This is a genomic window from Streptomyces sp. NPDC028928 (genome assembly GCF_055564915.1).
Map to the genome: position 1 here is coordinate 1,272,158 of NZ_JBVHVI010000001.1, position 12,152 is coordinate 1,284,309.

Below are 12,152 nucleotides of genomic sequence, written 5' to 3' on the forward strand. Positions count from 1 at the left end.
CTTCCATTCCTCACCGAGGGTTTGACGGTCCGCGAAAACGTGACGGTCAGACGATTCCGAGTTCGTCGTTGATGAAGTCGAGGACTTCATCGGCGGAGGCGGATTCCAGTTGCTCCGCCACGGCGGAACCCTCGGTCTCCTCGACGGCTCCGTTGCACTTCGCGACCAGGCCCTGGAGGCGAAGCACGATGTCGGCCTTCTTGGACTCGTCGGAAAGCAGTCCGGCGATCAGTGACTCGATGTCCTCGATCTTTTCGTGCACCAGCGACAGGGCGTCGTTGGTGGTGCCCAGTTCCGCGTGGAGGTGGCGGGCCAGAGCGAGCGGGTTCGGGTAGTCGAACACGACGGTGGCGGCGAGTTTGAGTCCGGTGGTCTCGCGGAGCCGGTTGCGCAGTTCGACGGAGGTGAGCGAGTCGAAGCCGGCGTCCTTGAACGCCGTCTCGGGGCCGACCTGCTCCGCCCCGGCGTGGCCGAGGACGGTCGCGACGTGACCGCGGACGAGGTCCAGGAGCAGCGCCTCCTGCTCGGCGGGGTCGAGTCCGGCGAGCCGGCGGGTGAGTCCGCCGGTGCCGTCCCCGGCCGTGGCGCGGACCGGCTGGCGGCCGGTGCGGACCAGGCCGCGCAGCAGGGGCTGCACGGCGCGTCCGGCTGTGGCGTCGGCGCGCAGGGCCCTCAGGTCCAGCTTGATGGGGACCAGGAGTGCTTCTTTGGTGTCCAGGGCCGCGTCGAGGAGCCGCATGCCCTCGGCGGGACCGATGGGCAGGACCCCGCCCCGGCTCATCCGGGCCTGGTCGGCGGCGCCCAGGTGGGCGGTCATGCCGCGGGTCTGCTCCCACAGGCCCCAGGCGAGCGAGGCGGCGGGCAGTCCGGCCGCCCGGCGCTGGTGGGCGACCGCGTCGAGGTAGGCGTTGGCGGCGGCGTAGTTGCCCTGGCCGGCCGAGCCGAACAGACCGGAGGCGGAGGAGAAGACGGCGAAGGTCGTCAGGTCCAGGGTGCGGGTCAGCTCGTCCAGGTGCCGTACCGCGCTCACCTTGGGGGCGAAGACACGGGCGAGGCGTTCGGGGGTGAGGGCGCTGATCACACCGTCGTCCAGGACACCGGCCGTGTGGATCACACCGGTCAGGGGGTGTTCCGCCGGGATGGAGTCCAGCAGGTCCGCCATCGCCGTACGGTCGGAGACGTCCGCGGCGACCAGGGACACCGACTCCGCGCCCAGCTGGGCCAGTTCGTCCGCCAGTTCGGCGGCGCCCTCGGCCTCCGGTCCGCGCCGGCCGGCCAGGACGAGGTGTCGTACGCCGTGCCGCTCGACCAGGTGCCGGGCCACGAGCGCGCCCAGCGAACCGGTGCCGCCGGTGACGAGGACGGTGCCCTCGGGACGGAACGCGACCGCCGGCTCGCTCTCGGCCGCCCGCACCAGGCGCGGCACCGACAGCGCCGCACCGCGCACCGCCACCTGCGGCTCGCCGGAGGCCAGGACCGGGGCGACGAGGTCGTCGGAGGGCGTGTCGGTGGCCGGGTCCAGGTCGAGCAGGACGATCCGGTCGGGGTTCTCGGCCTGGGCCGCGCGGACCAGGCCCCAGACCGCCGCGCCGGCCGCGTCGGTCACGGCGGCGGCGCCGCCCGCGGGCACCGCGCCCCGGGTCACCACCAGCAGTCGCGCGTCCTCGAACTCCGCGTCGGACAGCCAGGCTTGGAGGACCTCCAGGGCGGCGGTGGTCCGGGTGAGGGCGTCGGTGTCGTCGCCGTCCTCGTCACCGGAGCGGTGCAGTTCCAGGACGGCGGCCTGCGGCACCTCGCCCTTCAGCGCGGTCACCTCGGCGGCGGTGGCGACCCGCTTCCAGGTGGGTGCCGGTGCCTGGGCGGGTGCGGTCAGTTCGGTCCAGGCGACGCCGAACAGGGCGTCGCGGCCCTCGTCGGCGGTCGCGGCGGCGTCGAGCTGTCCGACGTCCACCGGGCGGAAGGTCACCGAGTCGACGGTGAGGACGAGTCCGCCGTTCTCGTCGGCCGCGACGAGGGACAGGACGTCGGTGCCGCGCGGTGTGATCCGCACCCGCAGGGTGGAGGCGCCGGCGGCGTGCAGGACCAGCCCGTTCCAGGCGAACGGCAGGACGTTGTGTCCGTCGTCGGGCTGGGCGAAGGCGTCGGTGTGCAGGGCGGCGTCCAGCAGGGCGGGGTGGAGGCCGAACCGGGTGGCCTCGTCGCGCTGCTCGTCCGGCAGGGCGACCTCGGCGAAGATCTCCTCGCCGCGCCGCCACACCGCGCGCAGGCCCTGGAAGGCGGGGCCGTAGGCGTAGCCGTGGCTCGCCAGGTCGGCGTAGAAGGAGGTGAGGTCGAGGCCGACCGGTTCGGCGCCGGCCGGGGGCCAGACCGTGGTGTCGAAGGCGGGGGTGTCCGCGGCCGACGGGGTCAGGGTGCCGGTGGCGTGGCGGGTCCAGGCCTCGGCACCGATCTCGCCGGCGGTGTTCTCGCGGGCCGAGTAGACGGCCACCGTGCGCAGGCCGTCGTCGTCCGGTCCGCCGACGGCGACCTGGACGCGGACACCGCCCTGCTCGGGTACGACCAAAGGCGCCTCGATGACGAGTTCGTCCAGCACACCGCAGCCGGCCTCGTCACCGGCGCGTACGGCCAGTTCCACCAGCCCGGTGCCGGGCACGAGGACCACTCCCCCGACGGCGTGGTCCGCCAGCCAGGGGTGGGTGCGCAGGGACAGCCGGGAGGTGCAGAGCAGTCCGCCGGTCTCGGGCACCTCCACCACCGCGCCCAGCAGCGGGTGGTCGGCCGTGCTCTGGCCCAGGGCGACCGCGTCGGTGGCCGGAGCCGTCTGCAACCAGTAGTGGCGGTGCTCGAAGGCGTACGTCGGCAGGTCCACATGGACGTCCGTGGCGCCTTCGGGCAGGACGGCCGCCCAGTTCACCTGCGCGCCGCGTACGAACAGCTCCGCGACGGACAGCAGGAGGGTCTGCGCCTCACCACGCTCGTCGCGCAGCGCGGGCACGCTCACCGCGTCCTCGCCCGCCGACTCCGCGATGGCACCGGTCAGGGCGCCGCCGGGGCCGAGTTCCAGGAACACCGTGCCACCCGATGCGGCGATGCCGTCCGCGAAACGGACGGGGCGGCGGACGTGGTCGACCCAGTACGCCGGGTCCGTCAACTGCCCGGGTGCGGCGAGCCGACCGGTCACGTTGGACACGACCGGGATGGCCGGCTCGTTCCAGGTCAGCCCGGACAGCGCCTGGGCGAAGCCGGCCAGCATCGGCTCCATCAGCGCCGAGTGGAAGGCGTGGGAGACGGTCAGCCGTTTCACCCGGCGGCCCTGCTCGCGGAGCTTCTCCGCGACAGCCGTGACCGCTCCCTCGTCACCGGAGAGGACCACGGAGCCGGGTGCGTTGACGGCGGCGAGGTCGACGCCCGCGCCGAGGTAGTCCTCGATCTCCGCCTCGGTGGCGGCGACCGCGACCATCGCACCGCCCGGTGCCAGGGCCTGCATCAGCCGACCGCGCGCCGCGACCAGCGCCGCCGCGTCCTCCAGCGACAGCACGCCCGCGACGTGCGCCGCGACGACCTCGCCGATCGAGTGCCCGGCCACCACATCCGGCCGTACACCCCACGACTCCACCAGCCGGAACAAGGCCGACTCGATCGCGAACAGCCCGGCCTGGGTGAACACCGTCTGGTCCAGCAGGCCGCCGCCCGCGTTGCCGACGTCGCCGAAGACCACGTCCTTGACGGAGTGGTCCGCCCAGCCGGCGAGCCGCGCGTCCAGCGCGGCACAGGCCTCGTCCAGGGCGCGGGCGAAGACCGGGTAGCGGTCGTACAGCTCGCGGCCCATGCCGAGGCGCTGCGAGCCCTGGCCGGGGAAGACGAACACCGTGCCGCCGGTGCTCTCCGAGCCGGTGACGACGAGCGGCGAGGACGCGCCCGCGGCCAGCGCCGCCAGCCCGGTCACCGCCTCCTCGCGGGAGCCGGCGACGACCACGGCGCGTTCGGACAGCACCGCCCGCCGGGCGACGAGCGCTCCGGCGACGGCCGCCGGGGAGGCCTCGGTCGCCCGGGCGAACTCGCCGAGCCGTGCGGCCTGTCCGGCGAGCGCGCCGGTGCTCCGCGCCGTGACCACCAGCGGCAGCACGCCGTCGGTGGGGGCCGTCGGTGCCGGGGCCGGCTTCTCGGGGGCCGGTTCCTCGGGGGCCTGCTCCAGGATGACGTGGGCGTTGGTGCCGCTGACGCCGAAGGCGGAGACGCCGGCGCGGCGCGGTCGGCCGGTCTCCGGCCAGGGGCGGGCCTCGGTGAGCACCTCGACCGCTCCCGCCGACCAGTCCACCTCGGTCGACGGCTGGTCGACGTGGAGGGTGGGCGGCAGGACGGCGTGCCGCAGCGCCTCGACGGTCTTGATGACACCGGCGACACCGGCGGCGGCCTGGGCGTGGCCGATGTTGGACTTCACCGAGCCGATCCAGAGCGGCTCCTCGCGGTCCTGGCCGTAGGTGGCGAGGAGGGCCTGGGCCTCGATCGGGTCGCCGAGGACGGTGCCCGTGCCGTGCGCCTCCACCGCGTCCACCTCGGACACCGTCAGTCCGGCGCCGGCCAGCGCCTTGCGGATGACCCGCTGCTGCGAGGGCCCGTTCGGGGCGGTGAGGCCGTTGGACGCGCCGTCCTGGTTGACGGCGCTGCCGCGGATCACCGCGAGGACCCGGTGGCCCTTGCGGCGGGCCTCGGAGAGGCGTTCCAGAACGATGACGCCCGCGCCCTCGGCCCAGCCGGTGCCGTCGGCGGACGAGGAGAAGGCCTTGCACCGGCCGTCGGGCGAGAGTGCCTGCTGGCGGGAGAACTCCACGAAGGTGTACGGGTTGGCGAGGACGGTGGCGCCGCCGGCCAGGGCCATCGAGCACTCGCCGCCCCGCAGGGCCTGCGCGGCGAGGTGGATCGCGACCAGGGACGAGGAGCAGGCCGTGTCCACGGTCACCGCGGGGCCTTCCAGGCCGAAGACGTACGACACCCGGCCGGAGGCCACGCTGCCCGCGGAGCCGGTGGCGGTGAACCCGGCGAGTTCCGGCGGGAGTTCGCCGCCGAAGCCGTAGCCCTGCGTCATCACGCCGGAGAACACGCCGACGTCCGTGCCCTTCAGGGAGAGCGGGTCGATACCGGCCCGCTCCAGCGCCTCCCAGGACGTTTCCAGGAGCAGCCGCTGCTGCGGGTCCATCGCCAGCGCCTCACGCGGCGAGATACCGAAGAAGCCCGCGTCGAACAGGCCGGCGTCGTAGAGGAAGCCGCCCTGGTCGACGTACGACGTCCCGACGCGTCCGGGGTCGGAGTCGAACAGGCCCTCCAGGTCCCAGCCGCGGTCGGCGGGGAAGCCGGACATGGCGTCCCGGCCCTGGGCCACCAGGTCCCAGAGGTCCTCGGGGCCGGTGACACCGCCGGGCAGCCGGCAGGCCATGCCGACGATCGCGATCGGCTCGCCGGGGTCGGCCGGGGCGACGGCCGGTTCCGGGGCGGCCGGGGCCGCGGTGACGTGGCCGAAGTGGCTGTGCAGGTGGCGGGCGAGGGCGAGCGGGGTCGGATAGTCGAAGACGACGGTCGTCGGCAGGCTGAGCCCGGTGGCCTCACGGATGCGGTTGCGCAGTTCGACGGAGGTGAGGGAGTCGAAACCGGCGTCCTTGAACGCCTTCTCCGCCCTGACCTGGTCGGCGCCGGCGTGGCCGAGGACGGTGGCGACCTGGCCGCGCACGACGTCCAGGAGCAGCGCCTCCTGCTCCTCCGGGGGGAGTCCGGCGAGCCGGTCGGCCAGGCCGCCTCCGCTGCGGTCCGCTGCGGTCGTCCGGGCGGCCTGCCGGGTGACCCGGATCAGGCCGCGCATCAGGGGCTGGACCGTGCCGCCGGAGGCCGCGTCGGCGCGGGCGGCCCGCAGGTCCAGCTTGATCGGGACGACGAGGGCCTGCTCGGCGCCGAGTGCCGTGTCGAAGAGGGCGAGGCCCTCCTCGGGGGTGAGGGCGCGCACGCCGCCCCGGCCCATGCGGGCCTGGTCGGTGGCGCTGAGGTGGGCCGTCAGACCGGTGCTCTGCTCCCACAGGCCCCAGGCCAGCGACACGGCCGGTAGTCCGGCGGCGCGGCGGCGGGCCATCAGGCCGTCGAGGTAGGCGTTGGCGGCGGCGTAGTTGCCCTGGCCGGCCGAGCCGAACAGGCCGGCGCCGGAGGAGTAGACGGCGAAGACCGCCAGGTCCAGGCCGCGGGTCAGCTCGTCCAGATGGGCGGCGGCGCTCGCCTTCGGGCGGAAGACGCCCGCCATCCGTTCGGGGGTGAGGGCGCTGATCACACCGTCGTCCAGGACACCGGCCGTGTGCACCACGCCCGTCAGGGGGTGCTCCGCCGGGATCGAGTCCAGCAGCTCCGCCACGGCCGTACGGTCGGAGACGTCCGCGGCGACCAGGGACACCGACTCCGCGCCCAGCTCGGCCAGTTCGTCCGCCAGCTCGGCGGCACCCCCGGCCTCCGCGCCGCGCCGGCTCGCCAGCACCAGGTGCCGTACGCCGTGCCGCTCGACCAGGTGCCGGGCCACGAGCGCGCCCAGCGAGCCGGTGCCGCCGGTGACGAGGACGGTGCCCTCGGGACGGAACGCGACCGCCGGTCCGCTCTCGGCCGCCCGCACCAGGCGCGGCACGGACAGCGCCGCTCCGCGCACCGCCACCTGCGGCTCGCCGGCGGCCAGGACCGTGGCGAGCAGCGGTTCCACGGCGGTGCCGTACGCGATGTCCAGGTCGGTGTCGGTGTCGATGAGGACGATCCGGCCGGGGTTCTCGGCCTGGGCCGCACGGACCAGGCCCCAGACGGCCGCGCCGGCCGGGTCGGTCACCTCGCTGTCACCGCCGGCGGGCACGGCTCCCCGGGTCAGCACGACCAGCCGGGACTCCTCCAGGGTGGGCGCGGCGAACCAGGCCTGGAGCATGGCCAGCATCCGGTCGGTCTCGGACAGGGCGGCGTCGGCGGTTCCGTCGGGGGTCACGGCCTCGACCACGGCGACCATGGGGCCGGTGGCCGCGCCGGCGAGGATGTCGACCTCGTCCGCGTGGAACAGCGGCACCCACTGCGGCACCTGTGTCCCGGCGGAGGCCGCGGGCAGTTCCGTCCACTCGACGCGGAACAGGGAGTGGCCGCCGTCGCCCGTGGCCGCCGTCAGCTGGTCGGCGGAGACCGGCAGGAAGCCCAGGGCGCCCAGGGTCATGACGAGACCGCCGGCCTCGTCGGCGGCCTCCAGAGCGAGCCGGCCGGATCCGGACGGGGCGAGCCGCACGCGGAGCGTGGTCGCGCCGGTGGCGTGCAGCGTGAGCCCTTGCCATGCGGCGGGCTGCCACAGCCGCTGTCCGGTGCCGTCCGGGTCGGCCGTCGCCGCGTGCCGCAGCCCGGACTGCACGGCGGCGTCGAGCAGCGCGGGATGGATGCCGAACCGGTCGGCGCCGGCCCGCTGTTCCTCGGGCAGGGCGACCTCGGCGAAGACCTCGTCACCGCGCCGCCACAGCGCCCGTACGCCCCGGAAGGCGGGGCCGAGGGGATGGCCGAGGCGGAGCAGGTCGTCGTACAGCTCGTCGGCGTCGGCCGGGCGGGCGCCGGTGGGCGGCCACAGCCTCAGGTCGGCACCCGCCTCGGGAGGGGTGAGCGAGGCGGGTGTCAGCCGTCCGGTGGCGTGCCGGGTCCAGGCGGCGGGCTCGGTGTCCTCGCCGGACGCGTAGATGTCGACGGTGCGGGCACCGGTGTCGTCGGGGCCGCCGACGGCGACCTGGACGCGTACGCCGCCCTCCTCGGGCAGCACCAGCGGGGTCTCGACGGTCAGTTCGTCCAGTGTGGCCGTGCCGGTCTCGTCACCGGCGCGCAGGGCGAGTTCGACCAGGCCGGTGGCCGGGACGACGATCGCGCCGCCGACGACGTGATCGGCCAGCCAGGGGTGCGTGCGCGGGGACAGCCGGGAGGTGAAGACCAGCCCGTCCGACTGGGGCAGCGGGACGACCGCGCCCAGCAGGGGGTGGTCGGCGGCGGACTGGCCGAGCGAGGCGGCGTCCGTGGCCGGCGCGGTCTTCAGCCAGTAGTGGCGGTGGTCGAAGGCGTACGTCGGCAGGTGCACAGGGGTGTCACCGGCACCCTCGGGCAGCACACCGGTCCAGTCGACGGCCACGCCCCGGACGAACACCTCGGCCATCGACGTCAACAGCCGCCGCAGGCCGCCCTCTTCTCGGCGCAGGGACCCGGTGACCACCGCGTCCGCGCGCGTGGCGTCGACGATCTCGCTGACCGGCTGGACCAGGACGGGATGGGCGCTGGACTCGATGAAGACCGTGTGTCCCTCGGCGAGGAGGGCCTCGACGGCCGGGCCGAAACGGACCTGACTGCGCAGGTTGCGGTACCAGTAACCGCCGTCGAGGACGCCCGCCTCACGCACCCACTCACCAGTCACCGTGGAGAAGAACGGCACCAGCGGCGCCTGGCTGCGGATGTCCGAGAACGCCTCCGCCAACGCGCCCTCGATCGCCTCCACATGGCGGGTGTGGGAAGCGTAGTCCACCGCCACGCGACGGACGCGGACACCGTCGGCCTCCAGCGCGGCGAGCGCCTCGTCCAACGCCTCGGCGTCACCGGCGATCACCACGGACGTCGGACCGTTGACGGCCGCTACCTCCACCCGCCCGTCCCAGGCGGCAATACGAGCGGAAGCCTCGGCCTCGGACAGCGCCACCGACGCCATCCCGCCCCGGCCCGCCAACTCCCCCGCGATCACCTGACTACGAACGGCCACGATCCGGGCGGCGTCCTCCAAGGACAGCGCCCCGGCGACACAAGCGGCCGCGATCTCCCCCTGCGAGTGACCCACCACCGCATCCGGCACCACACCCACCGACGCCCACACAGCCGCCAGACCGACCATCACCGCGAAACTCGCCGGCTGGACGACATCCACCCGACCCAGCAGGTCGACATCACCTTGCAGGACAGCCCTCAAGTCCCAGTCCACCCACGGATCCAAGGCCCGGGCACACTCCCCGACCCGCTCCGCGAACACCGGCGAGGACTCCAACAGCTCCCGGCCCATCCCCAGCCACTGCGACCCCTGCCCCGGGAACACCAGCACCGTCCGCCCGGCCACCGCACCCGCACCACCGGTCACCACCACGGGACTGCTCTCCCGGTTCGCCAGCGCGGCCAGCCCGGCCACCGCCTCCTCCCGGGACCCGGCCACGACCACGGCCCGCTCCGACAGCACCGCCCGGCGCCGCACCAGGGCACCCGCGAGGTCCGCGAGGGATGCGTCCGTGTCTCCGACGAACGCCGTGAGCCGCTCCGCCTGGCCCGCCAGCGAACCCTCGGACGCCGCCGACACCACCAGCGGGACCACACCGTCGTGCGGCTCGCGGGCGACGACGGGTTCCTCGGGGGCCTGTTCCAGGATGACGTGCGCGTTGGTGCCGCTGATGCCGAAGGAGGAGACACCGGCCCGGCGCGGGCGCCCGGTCCGCGGCCACTCCCGTTCCTCGGTCAGCAGCTCGACGGAGCCGGCCGACCAGTCGACCTGCGGGGTCGGCTCGGTGACGTTCAGGGTGGGCGGCAGGACGCCGTGGCGGAGCGCCTCCACCATCTTGATGACGCCGGCGACACCGGCGGCGGCCTGCGTGTGGCCGATGTTGGACTTCAACGAGCCCAGCCACAGCGGCTGTTCGCGGTCGCGGCCGTAGGTGGCGAGGAGTGCCTGCGCCTCGATGGGGTCGCCGAGCGCGGTGCCCGTGCCGTGGGCCTCCACCGCGTCGACGTCCGTCGGGGCGAGCCCGGCCGCCGACAGGGCACGGCGGATCACCCGCTGCTGGGAGGGGCCGTTGGGGGCGGTCAGGCCGTTGGAGGCGCCGTCCTGGTTGACGGCGCTGCCGCGGATCACCGCCAGTACCTGGTGTCCGTTGCGGCGGGCCTCGGACAGGCGCTCCAGGACGACGATGCCGACGCCCTCGGAGAGGATGGTGCCGTCGGCACCGGCGGAGAAGGCCTTGACCCGGCCGTCGGCGGCGAGGCCGCGCTGGCGGGACATGCCGAGCACGCCGATGGGCGAGCCCATCACGGCGACACCGCCGGCCAGTGCCAGGGAGCACTCGCCCTGCCGCAGCGCCTGCGCCGCGAGGTGCATGGCGACCAGGGAGGAGGAGCAGGCGGTGTCCACGGTGACGGCGGGGCCCTCGAAGCCGAAGACGTACGACACCCGGCCCGAGGCCACGCTGCCGGCGGTGGCGGTGGTGACGTAGCCCTCCAGCTCGGGGGGCATGTTGCTGAGGGACTCCAGGTAGTCGTGGATGGAGACGCCGGAGAACACACCGATGTCGGCGCCGCGGGTCGAACTGGGATCGATGCCCGTGTTCTCCAGGGCCTCCCAGGTGGCCTCCAGCAGCAGCCGCTGCTGCGGGTCCATGGCCAGGGCCTCGCGGGGGGAGATACCGAAGAACTCGGCGTCGAACTCGGCGGCGCTGTGCAGGAATCCGCTCTTGTGGACGTAGGAGGTGCCGGCCTTGTCGGGGTCGGCGTCGAACAGCTCGTCCAGGTTCCAGCCGCGGTCGTCGGGGAACTCCGTGATGCCGTCCCGGCGGTCGAGGACGAGCTTCCACAGGCCGGCCGGGTCGGTGACGCCGCCGGGCAGCCGGCAGGCCATGCCGACGATGGCGACGGGCTCGTCCGGGTCGGTGGCGACCACGGTGGGGGCGGCGGCTCCGGCCGTGCTCTCGCCGAGTTCCTCCCGCAGGTGGCGGGCGAGGGCCACCGGGGTCGGGTAGTCGAAGATGAGCGTGGCGGGCAGCTTGACGCCGGTGGCGGCGGAGAGCCTGTTGCGCAGTTCGATAGCGGTGAGCGAGTCGAAGCCGATGTCGCCGAAACCGCGGGTTCCCTGGGCGAGTTCGGGTCCGCTGAAGCCGAGGACGGCGGTGGCCTCGGCCTGGATGATGCCCAGCAGGACGGCTTCCTGTTCGGCCTCGGGCAGTCCGGCGAGGCGGCGCAGCAGGGCGCTGCCGTCGCCGGCCGCGGCCCGGGCGGAGCGCCGGCCGGCCCGGACCAGGCCGCGCAGCAGATGCGGCACGGCGGCGCCGGACGCGGCGTCGGAGCGCAGGGCGCGCAGGTCCAGCTTGATCGGGACGAGCAGGGCGCGGTCGCCGTGCAGGGCGGTGTCGAGGAGGGCGAGGCCCTCGTCGGGGGTGAGGGCGAGGACGCCGCCGCGGCTCATGCGGGCCTGGTCGGTCTCGCTGAGGTGGGCGGTGAGGCCGGTGTTCTGCTCCCACAGGCCCCAGGCGAGGGAGACGCCGGGCAGGCCGGCCGCGCGGCGGTGGGCCATCAGGGCGTCCAGGTAGGCGTTGGCGGCCGCGTAGTTGCCCTGGCCCGCGGAGCCCAGCAGGGCGGCGGCGGACGAGAAGACGACGAACGAGCGGAGGTCGGGGGCGAGTTCGCGGGTCAGCTCGTCCAGGTGCCGTACGGCGGTGGCCTTGGGTGCGAAGACCCCGGCGATCCGTTCCTCGGTGAGGGCGCTGATCACACCGTCGTCGAGGACGCCGGCGAGGTGTACCAGGCCGGTCAGCGGGTGCTCGGCCGGTATGCCGTGCAGCAGTGCGGCGACCGCGTCCCGGTCGGAGACGTCGCAGGCGACGACGGAGACGGCCGCGCCGAGGGCGGTCAGCTCGGCGGTGAGTTCGGCGGCGCCGTCGGCGTCGGGGCCGCGCCGGCCGGCCAGCAGCAGGTGGCGTACGCCGTGCCGCTCGACCAGGTGACGGGCGACGAGCGCGCCGAGCGAGCCGGTGCCGCCGGTGAGGAGGACGGTGCCGTCGGGGTCGAAGGCGGCGGGGGGCTCAGCGGCTTCGGCGGGCTCGGGTCGGATCAGGCGGGGCGCGGACAGGGTGGTGCCGCGGACGGCGAGCTGGGGTTCGCCGGTGGCGAGGAGCTGGGCGAGGACAGGGCCGGCGCCGGTGGCGGCGGCCGGGTCGAGGTCGGCCAGGATCACCCGGTCGGGGTTCTCGGCCTGGGCGGCGCGGACGAGACCCCAGACGGCGGCGCCGGCCGGGTCGGTGACAGCGGTGGGGGGGGGGGGGGGGGGGGGGGACGGGGGGGGGGGGGGGAGGAGGGGGAGGGGGGGGCCGGGGGTGGCGAGGAAT

General features: G+C 74.8%; 1 protein-coding gene. It reads right to left on the bottom strand.

The features are described 5' to 3' along the window. Positions 1–46: 46 nt before the first annotated feature. Positions 47–12,152: SDR family NAD(P)-dependent oxidoreductase (locus ACZ4U1_RS05430; protein WP_467899826.1), on the bottom strand; the 12,106-nt coding region annotated here is incomplete at its 5' end.